The organism is Micromonospora sp. C51, assembly GCF_018070435.1.
Taxonomy (GTDB): domain Bacteria; phylum Actinomycetota; class Actinomycetes; order Mycobacteriales; family Micromonosporaceae; genus Micromonospora; species Micromonospora sediminimaris.
Map to the genome: position 1 here is coordinate 17,309 of NZ_JAGPXQ010000013.1, position 20,292 is coordinate 37,600.

Consider the following 20,292-nt stretch of genomic DNA (forward strand, 5'->3'; position numbering starts at 1 on the left):
AGCTCAACTCGAACGTTTTCTGCCGATCGGATTGAACGGATCCGGCGCTGATCCGCTGTAGAGGGTGTCGGCCGCGCCAATCGGCCGCAGGCTACTGAAGGAGGACAGATCAGTGCTGGCGAACGTTGGACGCCTGCTCGCGGGCGTGGCGGTTGCCTGCTGCCTGGTCGTGGCCATGGCCGGTCCGTCGACGGCTCAGAAGGCCCCGCCGGACCCGCAGGCATACGTCAAGTACTACGTCGTCGCCGCGACGTACCAGGGGCAGCCGGAGAACCTCGCAGAGATCGCGAACCGGTTTCTCGGCAGCGGTGAGCGATCCGCGGAGATCTACAACCTGAACGCCGGGCGGGTGCAGCCGGACGGGGCGAGCCTGACCGACCCGGCCCGACTCAACCGTGGTTGGTATCTGGTGCTGCCGTGGGACGCCGCCGGCGAGGGGGTCAAGTACGGGCAGGTGCCGTCCGGCACGAAACCGACCAGGAGGCCGGCACCCACCGGCACCGCGAAACCGTCCGGAAGCCCTCGGCCCAGCGCCTCTCCCAGTGCCAGCCCGTCCCCGACCGGCACGAAAGGGCCGGGCTGCACCGCCGTGGCTGCGTCGAGCAGCCGCTCGGACTGGGCCCAACTGCGGATGGCGGCCGATGGAGCGTGGGACCTCAGCCGGGGAAACGGGGTGATGGTGGCGGTGGTCGACTCCGGGGTGGACGGCGATCTCGAACAGCTCAGTGGCCGGGTCGCGGTCGGTGCCGACGTGACCGTCGGCAACGGGCGCGGCGACACCGACTGCCACGGAACCGGCACCGCGATGGCGAGCATCATCGCCGCGGACTCCAGCGCCGAGCGAACCCCGGCCGGCCTCGCGCCGGACGCCACGATCCTGCCGGTACGAGTGGTCGGTGCCTCCGGCAAGAGCCGGGCGACGGACGCGGCGAACGCCATCGAGGTGGCGGTGAGCGCGGGTGCGACGGTGGTGGCCCTGGGCTCGCATGTGGATCTGGCCGATCCGGCGGTTGTCGCCTCGCTCACCACGGCGCTCAACCACGACGTGCTCGTGGTGGCCGGTGCGCCGACCCGGCCCGTCACGCTCCCGGCCGCCGGTGAGTCGTCCGCCACCGGCGCGCTGCTGCTGGTCGGTGGGGTCGGCGCCGACAACCAGTTCGTCGAGGAGTACCAGCCGAACACCGTGGAGGTGGTGGCTCCCGGTGCGGACGTGACGAGCGTCGGACCGGGTGACGCGGGACCGCTGAGCTACACGGGTACCCGTTTCGCCGTCGCCTTCGCGGCCGGTCAGGCGGCGCTCGTCCGGGCCGGCTACCCGGAGCTGAACGCCGTCCAGGTCGAGCAGCGGATCCATGGCACCGCCGACGCGGTGGGTGGCGATTCCCCCGACGACCGGTACGGAGCGGGGATGATCAACCCGGCTGCCTCAGTCGCCCGACCGATCGAGGACGAGCGTCCGGTCGGGGTCGGCGCGGACAGTGGCGGTGGCGGTGGCGGGCTCGGTGCGCTGGTCCTGCTCGGCCTGGCACTCATCGGCGGTGGCGCCTTTCTGACGCTTCAGCTCCGTCGCCGTCGCGCCCTCGGCTGACCGGCACCTGAAGAACGGACGGCAACGGGGTACGGGCACCTCGCCCGTACCCCGTCGCGTTGCCCTCGGACCGAGGGCTACCGCTTACGCCAGGTCTGCTCGGCGTTGCCGACGTAGATCCACAGCTCAAGTGGCTTGTCGGCGTTCTTGACCGTCATGTCGACGTCGACGGACTTGCCGTTGAGCTTGCTGATGATGCCGCCCTTGCTGTTGAACTGCCAGGACTGTGCCGCGTTGCCACTACAGACGGCGACCTGGATGGCGGTGCCGTCCGTGGAGCCGGCCCAGGCGATGTCCATGCAGAGCCCACGGGCCCGGATCGTGCCGTCCTTGCGGAACTCCCACCACTGGGCCGGATCCTCCGTGCAGGGCTTCAACAACAGCCGAGTCCCGTCACCCGTCTTGCCGGAGCTGATGCATCGTCCGGTACGCGGGTGGAAGATTTGCTTCATCCCGGACGGCCGGACCGGCTTCGGTGCCGCAGTGGCCGGCTTCGGTGCGGCGGTGGTCGGTTTCGGCTCGCTGGCCGGGGGCTTCGGGCCGCCGGTCGGCGAGGTCGGCTTGATGGTCGCTGTGGCCGACTTGCTCTCCTTCGGCTTGGGAGCCGTGGTCGTCGGTGCCGGCGGGACCGGCGTGGGGCGGCCGAGCCGGGTGTCGAGCACGTAGAGGTCGGTGAGTGCCTTCACCGCACGCAGGAACGTCTCGGTCGGCTGGTCGAGCGTGCCGGCGGTCTGCCGTACGGCGGTCGGGCCGTTGCGGTAGGCCGCCAGCGCCAGCAGGTAAGGGTCACCATCGAGACCGGACAGCTCCGAGACCAGACCACACATCGCGACACCAACGGTCGGCACCGCCACGGCCGGATCCCAGGCCGAGCCATCGGCCGGCCCGTACGCTTGCCACACCTCCGGAAGGAACTGTGCGACGCCCCGCTGCCCGGTCGGTCCCAGCAGGTTCGCGTCGAAACCGGAGACCGCCATCAGTTGGGCGGCCACCATCGGCGGCGTCACCTGCTCGCAGACCGATCCCGCCGCCACGACCAGGGGCACGTACTCGGCGGGCACCCCCTTCGCGTCATTGGCAGGCGGGGCCGTCGGAGTGGGGTCGCCACTGCCGCCGAACTGCCGGAGCTTGCCGTAGTACCCGGCATAACCACTGACCCGGTCGACGTACTCGACGGCGCCGGCGGGCACCCCCTTCGCCTCGGTGACCGTGGACAGGCCGGTGTGGAAGGCGGCCACCGAGAGGCGCCACGGGTCATCATTGATGCCGGCCAGCCGCAGTTGACCGCTGTAGTCGCACATCTGGTGGGCCAGCGCCAGGATGCTCGCGGAGATGTCCGAGCGTCGGGCGTCCGGCCACGGCTTCCACGTTTTCCAGTCCTCGTCGTCGAGGCCGGCGATGCCCCGGCCGCCGGAGGTGGTCTGCCGCTCGCGGTTGTTCAGGCCCGACTCGGCCATGAGCTGTCCGGCGATTCGCGCCGGGTCGAGCATCGGGCAGGAGTGGGCGGCGGCGGCGATCGCTGTCATCTGCTGCTGGCTCACCGGGTCACCGACGAGCGTGTCGTCGCGTGCCGAGGCGACGCTCCAGTTGATGGTGGCGAGGACGGCGGAGAGCACCGCCAGCGCGGCCAGGACGGCCGCGAGCACCTTGCGCGGCATACGGCCGAATTTGAACTTGTCGGGTACGAGGTCGGTTGTCACGGGGCCATCCCTTTCGGCGTGGCGACACCTGTCGTGACGGATTTCCACCACCTCGCGTTCAGGTCCAGCGCGGATTTCTCCGCAGATGTTTGGGCTGCGACTGAACCGGCTGGGCCGCGTGGCCGTCAATCGGGCTGCACTTGGCTTGCCGTCGGTGACGACACGGCCGCTCGGGAGACCGTCGACAAAGGAGGATCATGACGCTGGCCAGGAACGATCGGGGGGTTGTGGCGCCGGAGCGAGGTCGATCGCTGGGCACTCCACCGACCTTCGATCCGCAGCCCCACAGTGGTGCGGCTATGCTGCGTTTCAGGGCCGTGGGGGCGAGGACGCGTCGCGTCGACCCGGCCGGCAGGATGCGATCCGTCCGTCAGGGAGGCGGTCTGTGTCGGCGGTGCCCAACGAGTCCGTTGGACCGTGTCTATCGGACAGTCCCACCGTCGAGCCGTCCGCCGCCGCGGTACTGCTGAACCAGGTGGTCGAGGAGTACCGCCGCCCTCTGCACCGTTTCCTCACCCGGTTGCTGCTCGGGCAGCAGGAGCTTGCCGAGGATCTGGTGCAGGAGACGTTCCTGCGTGCCTGGCGGCACGCGGAGACACTCGCCGCCGACCCGTCGAAGATCGCGCCGTGGCTCTACACGGTCGCCCGGCACGTGGCAATTGACGCGATGCGGGCCCGGCAGGCCCGGCCGCCGGAGGTCAGCCTGCCGGATCTCAACCGGGTGCCGACCAGCGACGACGAGATGGACCGGGTGGTGAACGTCCACGCGGTGCGGCTCGCGCTGACGAAGATCAGCCCGGAGCATCGTGCGGTGCTCCACGAGATGTACTACCGGAGCGCCTCGGTCGCCGAGGCGGCGGTGCGTCTGGGAATACCCGAGGGTACGGTGAAGTCCAGAGCCTTCTACGCGGTGCGTGCCCTACATGCCGCGCTCGGCTCTTCCGAGTCGTCCTGATGCCAGGCCGTCCCGGGCCCCAGACCAGTGAACACCGCGTGGTGCCGACCCGTTGAGGAGAGGGCTGGATGCGCGCAGGCGGGGATCACGCCACGGCCGAGCAGGAGAGGCTTGCCCTCTACCTGATGGGGGCCTTGGACGACGCTGAGCGCGAGTCGTTCGAGGAGCACCTCGCTGGCTGCTGGCAGTGCCTCGACGAGGCGGCCGTGATCGGTCCTCCGATCGCCGGGCTGGCCGGGCTGAACGACGACGACTGGGCGCTGCCCGGCGCTGGTCCGGTGGTGCCGGCACCGTCGCCCGCTGCGGATCCTGTGCTGCCAGCCCCGCCGGATGTCCACCACACCCCGCCCGGCCCCGACAGTGCTCCCACGTCCACCGCTGACACCGCTCCGATCGGTCCGGCCCGTAGCCGCCCGGCCGACAGCCGTCCTCCCGGCCGGCGTGCGACGAACTCGCGTCCGGGGGCGACGGCCACCTCGCGGCGCCGTCGCCGGGCCCTCTGGACCGGCGCGGTCGCGCTGGTCTTGGCCCTGGCCGGCGGCGTCGTGGCGGTCAACGAGTGGGCGACGTCCCCCGATCCGGTGCTGACCGCCTCCGGGGAGGCACCCGGTTACGGCGCCAGCCTCTCCGTCGCCATCACGGTTGGGGACCAGGGCAGCGCCACGATCCGGATCACCGTCACCGGACTGCGACAGGGCCTGCGGTACCGCCTCTTCGCGGTGACCCGCGACGGTGCCACGCACGTGGTGCGGGACTGGACCGCCACCTCCGGTCCGCAGGAGGTGGCCGGTGAGACGTCCCTGCCGGTGGCCGAGCTGTCCTTCATCACGGTCGGGCTGGTCGACGGCTCCGCGATCGTGACCGCACCGATCGCCCAGGGGCCAGCCTCTCCCCGCTGACGCTCACCCCTGCCTTCGCGCCCCGGGTGACACACCGCTCCTGGCCCACCTCGGCTCGACGGAGCACCTCGCCCAGACCCGCCGTCGACGGCTGCGCCGCCGTCGCGAGTGGGATCGGGAAAAACTTCCAACTCTTCCTGAACCGACCGGCCGGTAGCGCCGTTAAGCGGCCGTCGCCACTGCCGCATCGGTAGCCGGTGACCGCAGTTGGCGAGCAGGAAGGGAGGCGAGGCAGATGGGCAGCGGATCCGTAGCGTTCCGGGCGTCGGGGGTTCCGGTCGCGAGATCGACGCTGGACGAGCCGATCGGCCTGCGGGCGTACGACAGCGGTCCGGCCGGCCGGCGCGACGCCCTCGCCGACGACGGGATCGGGTGGATCGGCGCGCACGGCGGCGCCGGTGCGAGCACTCTCACCCGCCTGTTGGGTGGCACCGACATCGGCTGCCGCTGGCCGGACCCGGCCCTTGCCGAACCAGCCCAGGTCATGGTGGTCGGGCGGACGAACCTGGACGGGTTGCGGGCGGTCTCGCGAGCGTTGAACGCCTTGCGCGAGGGCCGGCACCCGGCCGGAATGCGACTGGTCGGTGTGGTGTTGATCGCCGACGCTCCCGGCCGGCTTCCGCCGACGTTGCTCAGCCGGATCCGGCTGCTGCGCTCGATCGCCCCGGTGCACCGGCTGCCATGGGTCCCGTCGTACCGGGTGGGTGAGGAGCCGAAGCACCTGCCCCGGCAACTGGCCCGTCTGTCGACAGTGGTCGGCGCCTACGCCGAGCGGCGGAGGCGGCCGTGACCAGGGCTGTCCGGAGCGCGTTGGCCGTCGTCATCGCCCTGTTGGGGCTGGTCACGCTGGCACCCTCGGCGGCGATGGCGGCTGAGGACAGCTACACCGTGAGGATCCATGGCGGCGATGCCGTCTACATCTACACCCTCTGCCTGAAGACCACCACCACCATGGCGAGACCGCGCGGCAACGGCAGCGACCGCATCTGCAGCGGCAAGAAGAACTCGACGAACGGTTCCTTCGACCTGACCGCCCCGTACCAGACCGGCGACACCGTGAAGATGGACGTCGAGATGCACACCGGCCTCGCCGGGGAGTCGGTGACCAAGGACGACATCGAGATCACCGGGGCGACCACCTGCACGATCTCGGGTGTGGTGCACGCCGGGAAGTTCGAGTGTGACACCCCGATCAACAGCCTCCAGTTCTCTCCGCCGGCGATCGAGGAATACACGATCAACAGCAACGAGGAGCAAGCGGTCTCGAAGCTGCTCGATTTCCTGGCGTGGCTGGTGAGTGCTGCCGCCGTGGCCGGCGTGCTGATCACCGGGACGACGCTGGCGTCGCAGCTGCGGCGCGGTGCCCTCGAAGAGCGGACCGAGTACATGAAACACGTCGCCTTCGTCCTAGCGGCGTGCCTGATCGCGACAAGCGCCGGCCCGCTCATCGCGTGGCTCGACCTCACCGGCTGATGCATGACCAGGCCGAATTCCGGCCCGAGTGGAAGAACTCGATCCTCCCGAACTCCAAGGAGACCCACATGATCCTCTCTGACCTCTACTACCACGCGATCGTGCGGATCCCTGCCGTGCTCCGAGCGCCCGGCAATCTGGGGGTCGAGGTGCCGAAGCCGGATACCGACGGCGAACTACCGGAAGGTCTCGAAGATCAGGTCACCCAGGTGCTGGGCCTGATCTCCTGGGGCGGGACGGCGGCCGGTGTCGTCGGGATCCTGATCACCGGCGCGGTCATGGCCATCTCGCACAAGCGCGGCGAGAGTTCGGAGCACATGAGCCGCCTCGGCATGGTGCTGGGCGGCTGCATCCTGGTCGCCATGGCTGGGCCGATCGTCACCTGGATCTTCCCCGACGGAGAGGGCGGCGGCAACTGAGCCGTCCACCGACCGCAGGCCAGAGCCTCCGTTCAACAGGGTGGGTGTGATGAGACTGAGATACGCCATCGACGACGTAGGGGACGACGAGAAGCCGTTCTGGCAACACCGCCGATGGCAGTTGTCGGCCGCCTTTCTCGCTCTCGCGCTCTGCACCGGTACGGTCGCCGCGCTCGGTGGCGGCCGGGACGCCGACTCCAGCGCCGCGGCCGCAGCCGGGCCGGTGATCGGGTCCCTCGACCCCGACGGATCAAGGCCGCAGGACTGCCGCACCGACGACTCGGCGCAGCGGCTTCCGGACGAGGCGCCCCGGGACATCACCTGGCGACCCCTGAACGGGGCGGACACTCCGATTTCCGCTGCTGCCGGGCCGTTGAAGACCACCGGTCCGCTGCTGTGGTGTTTCGCGCACACTCCGATGGGGGCGGTCATGGCCGCGCACACCATCTCCCGCCAGATGAGCGGCCCGGACTGGCGTACGGTCAGCGACCAGCAACTCGTACCCGGTCTGGGGCGGGACTACTTCGACGCGATGCGTGCGTCGATGCCGGAGACCGGGCCGGTGCAGACCGCGAACGCACTGGCGGGGTTCCTGGTGTTGAAGTATTCGCCGACCAGCGCCACCGTCCGGGTTCTGGTCCGGCAGGCGAACGTGGTCTACGTGTCCCTCGACTACATCGTCGACTGGAACGGGGTGGACTGGCGGCTGCGGCCGCTGAACTCCGGTGGCCTGTACAGCCGGGTCAACCCCGTCGTCTCCCTCGTCGGCTTCGTCCTGTGGAACGAGGTGTGAGGTGGAGTGCGCTACCGGTGACGCCGTCTACATCGGCACGATCGGTCAGGTGGTCGGCTTCTTCGAGCGAGGCATCGACGGCATCCTCAGCGACATCGCCAGCGCCATTCTGGGCGCGGCGGTCGAACTCTTCGCCAACCTCGGTGACATCCCCACCATCGGCGACGAGACGCTCAACGACAGCATCCAGCTCCAGACCAACTGGTTGGTCGTCACGATCGCGGTCGCGTCGCTGTTGGTGGCGGCCTTCCGGATGGCGCTGGAGCGTAAGGGGCAACCGCTCGTCGTGGCGCTGATGGGCCTGGTCCGCATGGTGCTCACGGTGAGTGCCGCGTGGTGGGTGGCCAACTGGCTCGCCAGCGAGGCGGACTCCTACTCCGACCACCTCTACGAAGAGGGCATCAAGGCGCAGCTCAAGCTGATCGCCAACTGCGGCACGGACGGCCTCACCGCGTTCCTGTTGATCATCATCGGCCTGCTCCTGCTGATCGCCGGCTGCATCCACGTCATCCTGATGTACATCCGGCTCGGCGTGATGGTGCTGCTCACCGGGACGCTACCGCTGGCAGCGGCGGCCTCGATGTCCGAGTGGGGCGGGGGCTGGTGGCGCAAGCACATCGCCTGGATGGTCGCCTGGCTGGCCTTCAAACCGGTGGTGGGGCTGATCATGTACTCGGGGGCGGCCATGATCGGCGCCACTGACGAGATGGGCAGCGAGGACGGCGCGAAACACTACAAGCTGGCCGGAGCCGCGGTGCTGTTGATGGCCGCCGTCGCCCTGCCCGCCCTGATGCGACTGGTCGTACCGGCGATGGCTGCTCTTGGTGCGCGCGACGGCGTGGGCGCGGGCGTCGCCGCCGGTGCTGCGGGTGCGGGTGCGGTAGCGAGTGGAGCGAAGAAGATCGCCGGCGGTGGGGCCTCGGCCGCTTCCGCCGGTCGGCCCCGAGGACCGAGCGGAGGCGGCTCACCGGCGGGCAGCGCCGCTGGTGGCGGCAATGCCTCCGGCGGCTCCGGAGGAAGGCCGTCCGGTGGCTCTGGTACGGGCGGGTCCGGTGGCGGCGGCTCCGGCGGGCGTGGCTCGGGTGCGAGCGGGCCCGGTGGTGGCGGGTCTGGTGGCGGTGGGTCCGGTGGTGGCGGGTCTGGCGCGACCGGGTCCGGCGCGGCACCCAGCGGAGGGTCGAGGGCCGGGCGGATCACCCGGGGCGCCGTCGGCGTGGCGGCCTCGACGGTGCAGAGCGGCGCTCAGGTCGCGGTCAGTACCCACAAGCACGCCCGCAACATCGCCAGCGGCGCGCTCCCCGACCGTTAAGCAGCCAGCAGGAAGAGGACCATCGTGAGTACGACAGTTGAATCCGTGAAGACGCCGACGTACGGCAACTGGCGTCGGCCCCGCAAGGCCGGGCTGGGATCGCTGGGCCTGGTCGGGACCGTCGGCCTGTTCGGCGGGCTGGTACTGGTCCTGATCTCCTCAATGGTCTCCCTGAACGCGGCCCTGGTGGTGGGGCTGCCGTTCGCGGTGCTGCTGGCACCCCTGGCGATCCGTACTCAGGACGGCCGCAACGTCTACGACATGGCGGCCGTCCGGATCGGCTGGCTGCGCCGCAGGTCCAAGGGCCAGCACCTGTACGCCGCCGGGCCTCTCTCGACCCGGCCGGGTGGTCGGTTCCGGCCCCCCGGCCTGCTGAGTCGGGTGACCATGCTGGAGGGACGCGACCCGTACGACCGCCCCTTCGGTGTGCTCTACCACCGCAACCGCAACCAGTACACCTTGGTGCTCGCCTGCGAGCCGGATGGTGGTTCACTCGTCGACCCGGATCAGGTCGACACCTGGGTGGCGCTCTGGGGCGAGTGGTTGTCCCGGCTGTCGCACGAGCCGGGACTGCGGGGTGCCTCCGTGGTCATCGAGACCGCACCGGACCCGGGCACCCGGCTCGCCACCGAGGTGCTGGGTCGCATCGCTCCGAACGCTCCGCCCGCCGCACGTGCCGTGATGGAGGAGGTGGTGCAGACGTATCCGGACGCGTCGTCGGAGATGAACACCTTTCTCACCCTCACCTACTCGGCTCCCGGTGGTGCCCGACGTGACCACGACACGATGCGCGCCGACCTGGCGCTGCGGCTGCCGGGCGTGCTCGGTGGGCTGGTCGCGGCGGGTGGCGGCTCGGCGGAGCCGCTGTCGGCCGAGCGGATCGCCGAGGTGGTCCGCGTCGCGTACGACCCGGCCGTCGCCGCAGAGGTGCTCGACGTGCGCGCCCAACACGGCGGCACCGGACTTGAGTGGGCCGACGCGGGCCCGGCCGCCACCGTCGAGACGGTCACCCACTACCAGCACGACTCCGGGATCTCCCGTAGCTGGCTGCTGACCCTGGCACCGCGCGGCACGGTGCGCTCCGGGGTGCTGCGCAGCCTGCTGGACCCGGCACTGGGCATCCGCCGCAAACGGGTGGCCCTGGTCTACCGGCCGATCGACCCGGCGACCTCCGCCAAGATCGTCGAATCGGATCGCCGATCCGCCCAGTTCATGGCGAACTCCACCCGTGGCCTGGTTCGGGCGCGCGCGATCTCCGAAATCGAGGCCGCCGAGCAGACCGCGGCGGAGGAGGCGTCCGGTGCGGGCCTGGTGGAGTTCTCGATGCTGGTGACGCTGACCGTCGACTCGGTCGCCGACGTACGCGACGCGGACGTGACGATGCGCAACCTGCTCGGCGCCACCCGCATCGCGATGCGTCCGGCCGACCGGATGCAGGCCGCCGCGTTCTCCTGCGCACTTCCGGTCGGGATCCTGCCCTGGGAGCAGACGATGGTGCCGCACGAGTTGAAGGAGGCGCTGTGACGCCTATCTCGGCCCGGCTGCTGGATCTCGGTAAGGGTTGGCCCCGCAACGCCTCCGGACCGGTGACGGCCCTGTCCGACCTGGTGGTGCCGGCAGTCGAGGAGCAGCACCGGGAATCCGACGAGACCGGCCGGAAGACTCCCCGGGCGTTGCGACGGGCGCGTCGGCGGCAGGCCCAGCAGGAGGCGGCGGAGCGGCGCTACCTACACCGGCTGGCCAGGGCTAACGCGGACGACAGCGTGCCGCACCGCGGCTCGTACGCCCTCGGTGGTGGCCGGGTGGGCGCGTTGGATCCGCCTACCATGTGGCGGGCCACCACCGTGCAGGCCTGCGGGTTGTGGCCCTTCGCCTCCGGCTCCGGCGCGCCGATGACGGGGGTGCCACTCGGCCAGCACATCAACACCGGCGCGACGGTCTGCGGCGACCCGCTCAACTGGTTCACCCGGGCTCGCTACATCTCCAACCCGTCGCTGTTCATGCTCGGGATGCCCGGCCTCGGCAAGTCGACGCTGATCAACCGGATGCTGATCGGGCTGAGCGCCCAGGGTGTGGTGCCGCTGGTCCTCGGTGACCTGAAACCCGACTACGCCGACACCGTCCGGGCCCTTGGCGGGCAGGTCATCTCCATCGCCCGTGGAATCGGTGGCCTGAACATCCTTGATCCGGGCGCCATGGGTGCCGCCGCCGCGAAGATCGGTGGTCAGGCGGGTAACGCCCTGGCCGCCGAGACCCACGGCCGGGTGCTCAACATGGTCGCCGCGCTGCTCACCATCGTCCGGGGTGTGCCGATCTCCGACCACGAGCAGTCGGTGCTCTCGGCCTGCCTGCGGCACCTGCGCGAGCGTACGCCGCAGGGGCAGACGTTTCGGCTGCCCCAACTGCTCAACGTGCTGGAGGAGGGGCCGCCCCGGGTACGGCAGGTCACCCTGGACCGTGGCCAGGAGTCGCGCTACCGCGACGCCGTCGACCCGCTGCACCGGTCGTTGCTGGGTATCCTCGACGGCCCGTTGGGGGACACCTTCGCCTCGGAGACGTCGACCAGGATCGACCCGGACGCCACCGCCGTCTGCATCGACATCTCCCGAATCGGTGAGGCGGACGGGCAGCTGACCGCCGCGGCGATGCTCGCGGCCTGGTCGGACGGTCTGGGTACGGTGGCCGCCGCACACGCCCTGGCCGACGCGGGGTTGGCGCCCCGGCGCTGGTTCTTCACAGTTCTCGACGAGCTGTGGCGACCGTTGCGCGCGGCCTCGGGCATCGTCGACCGGATCGACGCTCTCACCCGGTTGAACCGGTCGCTCGGTCTCGCCGACGCGAAGATCACCCACACGTTGAAGGACGCCGAGGCGCTCGGGTCGGAGGCGGACAAGGCCAAGGCCCGGGGTTTCGTCGAGCGTGCCGGCATGGTGGCCTGCGCCGGCCTGCCCCGAGCCGAGATGGAGGATCTCGGCCGGGTGGTGGGACTGTCCCGGCGTGAGATCGAGCTGGTCTCGTCCTGGTCGTCACCGCCGGGCTGGGCCCAGGACGGCGGAAACGAGGAACCACCCGGCCGAGGCCGTTTCCTGATCAAGGTCGGCGGCCGTCCCGGTATCCCGATCCGGGTCGCTATCACTGACACCGAACGTCACCTGCACGACACGAACACCCGCTGGATCGCCAACGGTGAGGCTGAACGGCTGCTGGCCGAACGGGCCGCCGTGGTGCGCGCGGCGACCGGCGGCGACCTGCCCGACCTCGGGGCCGTTACCACCGGTCAGGGCGACCGGCGACATGACGAGCCGGGGCGTCGGTGAGCCGCCCGGGTGGGGTCGGCGGCGATTACCTGCCGTGGCTGATCCCCGGAGTCGCGCTGCTCAACCTGGTGATCTTCGTACTGCTGTGGCTCGGTGGCACCCTCGCCGCGGTGCTCACCGGGCACGGCTGGCAGGCACCGCCGTTCACGATGGAGGTCTATCTCAGCCTGCTCGGCGGTGCCACCGAGGAGGTCTGGCCGGGCCTGCCGTCTCACCTTGCCTACGGCGGGGCGATCACGCTCGTCCTGCTCGGGTCCGCGCCGACGGCCGGCCTCATCCGTGGGCTCGTCCGGCACCTCCGGCAACCTCGTGGTCTCGCCCGGGCCGCTGAACTCAGCGCCCTGACGGGCAAGGGGATCGAGGCCCGCGCCCGTCAGTTGCGTCCCGGACTGAAGGGCGTCTCCCGGCTACACCCGGACGACACCGGCAACCTGCTCGGTGACCTCGTGCCGGCCGGACCGGAGCTGCGCTCCTCCTACGAGGACGTCGAGCTGGACCTGATGGCGCCGCGCTCCGGCAAGTCCACCGGCATCGCCGTGCCACGCGTCCTACGGGCTCCCGGAGCGGTCCTGTTGACGTCGAACAAGTCCGACGTGTTCACCGTCACCCGGCAGGAGCGGTCGAAGGTCGGCCGGGTCTGGACCTTCGACCCGCAGGGCATCGCGTACGCCGAGCGCGAGATGTGGTGGGACATGCTCAGCGGCTGCGACACCATCGAGGGGGCCCGGCGGCTGGCCGGGCACTTCGTCAGCTCGGTGAACGACGATTCGTCCAAGAAGGACTTCTGGATCGCGGCGGCCCAGAACACGCTTACCGCGCTCTTCCTCGCCGCCTCCCGCAGTGGCGCATCCGTCAACGAGATGCTGGCCTGGCTCGCCGACCCCGCCGACCGTACGCCGATCGACCTGCTCCGCGACCTTGAGATGACGACCATGGCGGACCAGTTGCAGGGCACCGTGCGCGGTGCCGTGGAGACCCGCGACGGTATCTACGAGACCGCCCGGCAGTGCGTCGCCTGCCTGCTCGATCCGCAGATCGTGGCCTGGGTGAGCCCTGACCCGCAGCTGCCGCAGTTCATCCCGGCGGAACACGTCCTCGGTCGGGACACTCTCTACCTCCTGTCCAAGGACGGTGGCGGTTCCGCCGCCGGGGTGATCGCCGGGCTGGCGGACGCTGTTGTCCGGGCCGGTGTGGTCGCTGCCGAACGGATGGGCGGGCGGCTGGATCCACCGCTGACGGCGATCCTCGACGAGGCGGCGAACGTCTGCCGCATCTCCGACCTGCCCGATCTCTACAGCCACCTCGGCTCCCGGGGCATCAGCGTGGTGACCCTGTTGCAGAGCTACCGGCAGGGCGTCCGGGTCTGGGGCGAGGTGGGGATGGACGCGCTCTGGAGCGCGGCCACCATCAAACTGCTCGGTGCCGGACTGGACGACGCCGATTTCGTCGACAAGGTCGCCAAGCTGGTCGGCCAGCACGATGTCCGGACCCCGAGCTACTCCCGTTCCCGGGACGGGTCGTCGCGATCGGTGTCGTACCGGCAGGAGCAGGTGCTGCCGGCGGACAAGATCCGGGCCCTGCCGAAGGGCACCGCCCTGCTGCTGGCAACCGGAATCCGACCGGCCCTGATCCGGCTACGCCCCTGGTACCGGGAGCCAAGTGCCGCGCCGATCGCGGTGGCGGCGAAGGCCGAGGTGCAGGCCATCACCGAACGTGCCGCCGCGAGGTGGCGCCGCCGCGAGTCCCGTCAGGTCGGCTGACCGCCATGGCGCTCGGGAAGGTGCGGGCGGCCGGTCAGGCGACGAAATCCCTGACCAAGTTCGACTCGGCGCAGCTGCTCTGGCTGGTCATCTCGGTGGTAGGGATGTTCCCGCTGGTGGTGCTGGCGACGTTGGCGCTGATTGTCCTGCTGGTCATCTTCGCGATGGCCGGCGGGTCACAGATGACCTCATCCGCACCCGACTCCGCCGACGGCAGCGAGTCGGCCACCAGTACCAACGCGCTCATTGAGTTGGCGGGCGGAGACGGCCGGGGCACCTTCGACGCGACGGAGGTGCCGGACCAGGACCTGGTCGCACCGATCAAGGCCGCCGCCAGGAAGTGCGACCTGCTCACACCCGTGATCATCGCGGCCCAGATCGACCACGCGTCCGGGTTCGACGCGGAACGGGAAGGCCCACAGGGGAGGAAGGGACTCTCCCAGCTGACGCCCGAAGTGTTCGAGGAGTACGGCGAGGACGACGACGACAGCGGCGATGCGTCAGCGCTCGACGCGGAGGACTCGATCCACGCCCACGCCCGCTACTTCTGTCATCTGGCTGGGGAGACCAGGAAGCTGCTGACGGAACGCGAGGTGGTCGGCGACCAGCTGACCCTGACCCTGATGGCCTGGGACATCGGTCTCGAAGGTGTCAAGGCGCAGGGCGGCATGCCCGTCCTCGCCCTGGGCAGCTACCCGTTCCAGATTCGCGGGCTCTTCGCGACGTACACCGATGACGACGAACCTGACGCCGACGCCGACGCGGACGCGGACGCCTCGGAACCGGAGCCGGACGCGACCGCCTCGTCCGGACCGGAGGAGCCGGCGAGCGCCCCGGACGCCGACGGGGAGACGCCGCTCACCGCGTCGGACTTTGCTGCCATGTTTCCCGGCCGGAACTCCTTCTACAGTTACGCCGGGCTCACCGACGCGATGCGCAAGTTCCCCGCCTTCGCGAGCACCGGAGACACGCAGACCCGCAAGCGGGAACTGGCCGCCTTCCTGGCCAACATCGACCACGAGTCCGGTGGGCTGGTGCACGTCGAGGAGATAAACCGGGCCGCCTGGGGAAACTACTGCGACAGCGGCCAGCCCTACGGGTGCCCGGCCGGACAGACGGCCTACCACGGGCGCGGGCCGATCCAGCTCAGCTGGAACACCAACTACAAGGCCGCGGGCGACGCGCTCGGGCTGGACCTGCTCAACCAGCCCGATCTGGTGAAGACCGACTCATCGGTGGCGTGGCAGACCGCGCTGTGGTTCTGGATGACCCAGCCCGGCGCCGGCACGACGACCGCGCATTCCGCGATCACCGGCGGCGGGGGATTCGGTGAGACGATCAGGACCATCAACGGTGCGCTGGAATGCGGTGGCGGAAACCCGGCGCAGGTGCGGGCAAGGGTCGAGGCGTACCAGCGCTTCGCCGCCAGGCTGAACGTCGACCCTGGGGCAGACAACACGCTGACCTGCTAGCGCAGCCGATGCAGGGGACGAGGACTGCGGCGACCGGCTGACCGGTCGCCGCAGTCTCCTCACCGAATCGTCAGGAGTCGAGGCTGAACGTCTCCACGGTGGGCGACGTCTTGGCTCGATGCGCTCCGGCCTTGCAGCCGGCAAAGGGCCCAGCCGGGTCCCGAAGGGTGGCCAGCACCGGGCCCAGGTAGTCCCGATGCCAGTTGGCCGGGCCCAGCGGCCCGCCGGGGTGGCCGGTCAGCTCCTGCCAGGTCAGCCAGAGGGCGTGGAGTTGAGCCACCGCCTCGGCATGATTCCACCAGCGCGGGCACCAGGGCAGGGACGAGGTGGCCTCCCGTCCGTACGTCGGCAACAGGACGTGCTCGACCCAGATGCAGAGGTGGGTCAGGGCGTCGTCGTACTCCTCGCCGTCGAGGTGGTAGATGAAGCGCGGCGCGGGCGGAGGCGGCGGTGCCGGCGGGCGTACGGTCATCGCCGCCGGCTGCGCCCGGTGTCGCTCGGCCACCTCCGTCATTTCCGGCCCTTGCTCTTCTGCTGCCCGCTCGACCCGGCCAGGTTGTTCCCGTAGGCGGACATCCGGGTGGACGACGTGCCCACCACCGGCCCGATCCGCTGCACCTCGCCGCCGTGCTGGTGCCGGACGCTGGCCTCCTGCGAGATGGCGCGGAGTTGGTTGCCGACGGGACCGTCGGCGAGCCGGGCCTGACGCAGCGAACCCAACAGGTCACCGGAGACCGACTCGTTGTGCACGTGCGGGTTCGCCTGGGCATAGTCGACCCGGCCGTTCACGTAGTCGGTCCAGGCCTGGTCCCGGGCGATGGGCCGGTCCCGAGGGACTGCGTTCCGCACCTCGTCCCAGTTCTCGTGGATGGTCTGGGTCTGTCGTTGGTACGAGGCCTGTAGCTCGGCGCTCTCCACGTCGTCGCCGGGCAGGTGCATGTTGGTTGCCCGCAGGTCGCGGTCGTCGGGATGCTGGTACGTCCGGTCGGCGAATTCGTGGTCACCGACCTCGTGGTCGAGACTGCCCGCTGCCGTCAGGCCCGGCTGTCCCGGCTGGGCATAGGGATAGCTGGGGTCGTAGGTGACCTCGTTGGGCTGGCCGTGCGGGGTAGCGTGCCACTGCGCGGACTGCCCGTCGTTGGCCTCCGAGAACTGGACCCGGTCCAGGTTCTGCGCCGTCCGGTCACGCAGTTCGGCCTCGTCCGAGTCCGAACTCGACTGCGGTGACTGCCGTCGCCCGCCGTTCAGCTCGCGAACCCGCTGCTCATAGCTGATTCGGCTCATCTTGATGTCTCGCGGATCATTCCTGCCCACCGTGCTGCCTCCGTCGTGGTAGCTACCGGATGCCCGAAGAACCGGACGACCGCCTGACGGACCGGTGGCCTGGGCGGTTCAACGTGAAGGCGCAGAACTTTCCGGCGATCGGATCGTCAGCGTCGCGCCGATCGGCGTCTGGGCCCCACTGGGTCCTTCGCCTCAGGTGCCGGCCGGGCAGCGGTCACTAGCCTCCGTCCGGGGTGCCCGGGCAGACCGTCCGGGCCGGGGGAGAGAACAGCTGTGGACATCGAGACATGCCCGTCGACCGACGCCGACGCCGTACGCAGGATGCGGGCCATCTTCGCCGCGAACGCGCACCCGCTCTACACGTTCCTGTTGCGCTTGACCCGCGGGCAGCGTGAGCTCGCCGAGGACCTGCTCCAGGAGACCATGCTGCGGGCCTGGCGCCGGCTTACCGAACTTCCGACTGAGGCGGACACCGTCCGTCGGTGGCTCTTCATCGTCGCCCGGCACCTGGTGATCGACGCCGCCCGGGCCCGCGCCGCCCGACCGACCGAGATCTACGGGGTCGACGTGGCGTGGCTGCCGTCAGCTGAGAACGCCTTCGACGAGATCGTCGACCGGTTCGCGCTGGCCGACGCGCTCCGCCAGCTCACCCCCGAACATCGCGCGGTGCTTGTCGAGCTGTACTACGGTGGCGCCTCGGTCGCCGAGACGGCCAACCGGATCGGCATTCCGGAGGGGACGGTGCGGTCGCGATCGTTCTACGCCCTGCGGGCTGCGCGGGGAGTCCTCGACCGGGTCGATGAACTGGTGTCCTGACCGTCACCGGTGGCCGGCGGGGTCCGTACGGGTCAGCGCGGTCGCGACGGTCCGCCGCCCGCCGCGCAACTGCCAGCTCGCTGCGGCGACCGCCACCGGTGAGAGCCAGCCCAGGCCGGCGGCCACCGCGCGGACGGCAGCGCGCAGATCGGCGGCCTCGAACTGGCCGTACACCAGACAGCCACGCACCGGGTCGCGGAGCAGCGCCGTGATCGTGGGGCATTCGGTGGCAGCGGTCATGATGATCACTCGGGACTGTCGGGCCAGCGTCCGGACCAGCTCCCGGTAGTCAGGCGTGGCGATTCGGTCGTCCAGCAGGATCACGGCGGGACGCAGCCGTTGCGTCAGGGTCGTCGCCGTGCCGCCGTCGTCGGTACGGGCGACGACCCGGATCCGTTCGCCGGCCGCGAGGACCGCGCCCAGCGCGGCTCCTTCCGCTGGAACCGGATGGGCGATCAGCGCGGTGACCCGCTCCGGGTCGCGGCCGGTGTGGCTCCTTGGCTGTTCCCTCATCGGCCGGTCGCCGATCGCTCGCTCATGGCTACCCCATCCGGGCGGTGTGGCCGGGCGGCAGGGCCCGTCGTCCATACGACGGCGGATCACGCCATGGCGTTCAGCCGGCGGAGACCGGTCGGGCGACTACTGGCGGCCCGTCCACCGCACGACTGCTTCCGTCCGGTTGGTGGCGTGCAGCTTGGTGAAGATGTTCGCGAGGTGGTTCTTCACCGTCTTCTCGGTCAGCAGCAGGCGACGGGCGATCGCCGCGTTGGCGTGCCCGGCGCAGAGCAACGCCATCACCTCCTGCTCGCGCGGGGTCAGACCGAATGCCGCCCGCCGGGCCTGAGCGTGCTGCGTCCGTTCCGCGTCCTCCTCCTCGCGGGCGGCCTGCTCGCGGAGCACCGAAATGGTGACCGAAGCGCTGCGCGGCGAGAGCCAGCCCTGTCCGCCGGCCACTGCCCGGACGGCGCGCAGCAGTTCGGCCGGATCGAACTCACCGTGCACCAGATAGCCGCGGGCACCGCCGCGTAGCATCCCGGCGATCAGCTCGTCAGCGTCGTCGCTGGTCAGGACGAGGATGCGAGAGTGCTCCGTGAGCTGGCTGACCACGCTGAGGCCGTCGGCGATCGGCATTCGGTGGTCCAGCAGGGTCACGTCCGGACGGAGGCGCGCCGCCATGGTCACCGCGCTCCGTCCGTCGGGTGCCTCACCGACCACGGTGATGTCCTCGGCGCTGGAGAGATAGCCGCGCAGGGCCATCCGGACGATGGGGTTGTCATCCACGAGCATGACTTCGATCACGGTCGCCATCCACTGGACGGGGTCGTGGTGACACCGGCGGCGGCCGGAAGTGGTACCCGCGCGACCACCCGAGTGCCCGTGCCGACGTGCGAGTCGAGCCGCAGCGTGCCACCGACCGCTTGGGCGCGCTCGGCCATCCCGATGATGCCGAAGCTGCCCATGGTGGACAGCGTGGTCAGCTCGCTGGGCGGCGCGAAACCCACACCGTCGTCGGAGATGGTCAACTCCACCTGCCCTTCCCGTTCGCGCAGACTCACCCGGACCAGGGTGGCCCCGGCGTGCCGGGCGACGTTCTCCAACGCCTCGGCCGTGATCTGGGTCAACTCGTACCGAGCTGCCGGCGTCGGCTCCTCGACATCGGCGGCGTCGAGCTGCATCGGGACACCGGTCCGCTCTGTCCAGTTCCGACACAGCTCGCGCAGATGCTCGGCGAGCGGCCGGTCCAGCGGATCCCGGCGCAGTCCGGTGAGCAACTCACGGGCTTCCCGAATCGCGGTGTCAGCCCCGGCGGAGACCGTGCTGGCGAGTTCCTCGGCCAGGTCGGGCTGGCGGCGCAACAGGGTCGGCAGGGCGATGGCGGCGAACGAGACACCGCGCAGTGTCTTCGCTACCGAGTCGTGCAGCTCACGTGCCAACCGCGCCCGCTCGGAGGCCGCCGCCGAGTGGTAGGCGCTGGCCACTGCCGCGACGGTGGCGTCGAGGTAGCGGGTCAGCGCCGCGGTCACCACGGCGGCGCCGTACCCGCAGACGATGTTCGTCATCGGAAATGCCAGCACGAACGGTGCGGTGACGGAGTCCGCCGGTGGATCGGCACGGAGCAGTTGCGTCGCCACGGCCAGTCCGAGGCCGGCGGCGGCGATCCAGAGCGGTAGTGCGCGATTTCCCAGTAGCGCGCCGGTCAGCGCGGAGAAACCCGCGGCGTAGCAGAAAAAGGCGACGCTGCCCTGGCTGAGCACCAGTACCGCGACCATGATGGCCGCGTCGACGACCAGAAAACCCAACCGCCACATGATGACGCTCGGCCATCGGCTCAACACGGTGATCTGCACGGTGGTGGCGATGGTGACGAGGGAGAGGGTGCCGACGGTGTGCCAGGGGTCGTCGGCGAGTCGGATGCCAACGCCGACCGCCGCCAGTGTCAGCGCCAGCCTGCCGAGCAACATGGCCCGACAGAGCGCTACGTACGCGACGAATCGGTTCATCGGGCG

19 protein-coding genes are annotated in these 20,292 nt (G+C 70.4%); 13 read left to right on the forward strand and 6 right to left on the reverse strand.

The window, feature by feature from the left end; genetic code table 11:
• Positions 1–112: 112 nt before the first annotated feature.
• Complete coding sequence (locus KBX50_RS15805; RefSeq protein ID WP_210937788.1) at positions 113–1,588, forward strand: S8 family serine peptidase; 1,476 nt, start codon at positions 113–115, stop codon at positions 1,586–1,588.
• A 77-nt stretch (positions 1,589–1,665) separates the two neighbouring features.
• On the opposite strand, the gene KBX50_RS15810 is transcribed toward KBX50_RS15805, so the two are convergent.
• Complete coding sequence (locus tag KBX50_RS15810) at positions 1,666–3,288, reverse strand: ricin-type beta-trefoil lectin domain protein (protein ID WP_210937789.1); 1,623 nt, start codon at positions 3,286–3,288, stop codon at positions 1,666–1,668.
• A 385-nt stretch (positions 3,289–3,673) separates the two neighbouring features.
• Between KBX50_RS15810 and KBX50_RS33380 the strand changes: the two genes are divergently transcribed.
• The 11 genes from KBX50_RS33380 to KBX50_RS15865 all read left to right on the forward strand — a co-directional run bounded on the left by KBX50_RS33380 (position 3,674) and on the right by KBX50_RS15865 (position 15,685).
• A complete protein-coding gene (locus KBX50_RS33380) occupies positions 3,674–4,243 on the forward strand; it encodes a sigma-70 family RNA polymerase sigma factor (RefSeq protein ID WP_210937790.1) in 570 nt (189 codons plus the stop codon).
• Between the two features lie 68 nt (positions 4,244–4,311).
• Positions 4,312–5,142 (forward strand): zf-HC2 domain-containing protein, encoded by an 831-nt coding sequence (locus KBX50_RS15820; protein ID WP_210937791.1) that lies wholly within the window; start codon positions 4,312–4,314, stop codon positions 5,140–5,142.
• 235 nt (positions 5,143–5,377) lie between these two features.
• Positions 5,378–5,932, forward strand: a complete 555-nt coding sequence (locus tag KBX50_RS15825) for a hypothetical protein (protein WP_247673802.1) — start codon at positions 5,378–5,380, stop codon at positions 5,930–5,932.
• Positions 5,929–6,615, forward strand: coding sequence for a hypothetical protein (locus KBX50_RS15830; protein ID WP_210937792.1), 687 nt, complete (start codon positions 5,929–5,931; stop codon positions 6,613–6,615). Before KBX50_RS15825 ends, KBX50_RS15830 begins: the two co-directional genes overlap by 4 nt.
• 68 nt (positions 6,616–6,683) lie before the next feature.
• The gene (locus KBX50_RS15835) at positions 6,684–7,034 is read left to right on the forward strand and encodes a hypothetical protein (RefSeq protein WP_210937793.1); all 351 of its coding nucleotides are present in this window, start codon (positions 6,684–6,686) and stop codon (positions 7,032–7,034) included.
• A 49-nt stretch (positions 7,035–7,083) separates the two neighbouring features.
• Positions 7,084–7,827 carry a hypothetical protein gene (locus tag KBX50_RS15840; protein WP_210937794.1) on the forward strand — a complete coding sequence of 248 codons (744 nt, stop codon included), beginning with the start codon at positions 7,084–7,086 and terminating at the stop codon, positions 7,825–7,827.
• A gap of 1 nt (position 7,828) precedes the next feature.
• The gene (locus tag KBX50_RS15845; protein ID WP_210937795.1) at positions 7,829–9,136 is read left to right on the forward strand and encodes a hypothetical protein; all 1,308 of its coding nucleotides are present in this window, start codon (positions 7,829–7,831) and stop codon (positions 9,134–9,136) included.
• Between the two features lie 45 nt (positions 9,137–9,181).
• The gene (locus KBX50_RS15850) at positions 9,182–10,660 is read left to right on the forward strand and encodes an SCO6880 family protein (RefSeq protein WP_307870968.1); all 1,479 of its coding nucleotides are present in this window, start codon (positions 9,182–9,184) and stop codon (positions 10,658–10,660) included.
• Positions 10,657–12,453 (forward strand): ATP/GTP-binding protein, encoded by a 1,797-nt coding sequence (locus KBX50_RS15855; protein WP_307870969.1) that lies wholly within the window; start codon positions 10,657–10,659, stop codon positions 12,451–12,453. The genes KBX50_RS15850 and KBX50_RS15855 overlap by 4 nt, the downstream gene beginning before the upstream one ends.
• Entirely contained in the window at positions 12,450–14,213 is a 1,764-nt protein-coding gene (locus tag KBX50_RS15860; protein WP_210937797.1) for a type IV secretory system conjugative DNA transfer family protein, read from the forward strand. The genes KBX50_RS15855 and KBX50_RS15860 overlap by 4 nt, the downstream gene beginning before the upstream one ends.
• A 5-nt stretch (positions 14,214–14,218) precedes the next feature.
• Positions 14,219–15,685 (forward strand): glycoside hydrolase family 19 protein, encoded by a 1,467-nt coding sequence (locus KBX50_RS15865; RefSeq protein ID WP_210937798.1) that lies wholly within the window; start codon positions 14,219–14,221, stop codon positions 15,683–15,685.
• A gap of 70 nt (positions 15,686–15,755) precedes the next feature.
• Here KBX50_RS15865 and KBX50_RS15870 read toward each other — a convergent pair whose 3' ends face one another.
• On the reverse strand, positions 15,756–16,199 hold the full coding sequence (locus KBX50_RS15870; RefSeq protein WP_247673803.1) for a DUF4913 domain-containing protein: 444 nt from the start codon (positions 16,197–16,199) through the stop codon (positions 15,756–15,758).
• Positions 16,196–16,999: a hypothetical protein gene (locus KBX50_RS15875; RefSeq protein WP_210937799.1), complete on the reverse strand. Its 804-nt coding sequence runs from the start codon at positions 16,997–16,999 to the stop codon at positions 16,196–16,198. Before KBX50_RS15875 ends, KBX50_RS15870 begins: the two co-directional genes overlap by 4 nt.
• Positions 17,000–17,242: 243 nt before the next feature.
• Between KBX50_RS15875 and KBX50_RS15880 the strand changes: the two genes are divergently transcribed.
• On the forward strand, positions 17,243–17,785 hold the full coding sequence (locus KBX50_RS15880; RefSeq protein WP_307870970.1) for a sigma-70 family RNA polymerase sigma factor: 543 nt from the start codon (positions 17,243–17,245) through the stop codon (positions 17,783–17,785).
• 3 nt (positions 17,786–17,788) lie between these two features.
• On the opposite strand, the gene KBX50_RS15885 is transcribed toward KBX50_RS15880, so the two are convergent.
• From KBX50_RS15885 to KBX50_RS15895, 3 genes are all read right to left on the reverse strand, one after another.
• Positions 17,789–18,298: a hypothetical protein gene (locus KBX50_RS15885; protein ID WP_210937800.1), complete on the reverse strand. Its 510-nt coding sequence runs from the start codon at positions 18,296–18,298 to the stop codon at positions 17,789–17,791.
• 126 nt (positions 18,299–18,424) lie between these two features.
• On the reverse strand, positions 18,425–19,093 hold the full coding sequence (locus KBX50_RS15890) for a response regulator transcription factor (protein ID WP_210937801.1): 669 nt from the start codon (positions 19,091–19,093) through the stop codon (positions 18,425–18,427).
• Positions 19,081–20,286, reverse strand: a complete 1,206-nt coding sequence (locus tag KBX50_RS15895; protein ID WP_210937802.1) for a sensor histidine kinase — start codon at positions 20,284–20,286, stop codon at positions 19,081–19,083. Before KBX50_RS15895 ends, KBX50_RS15890 begins: the two co-directional genes overlap by 13 nt.
• Between the last annotated feature and the right edge of the window lie 6 nt (positions 20,287–20,292).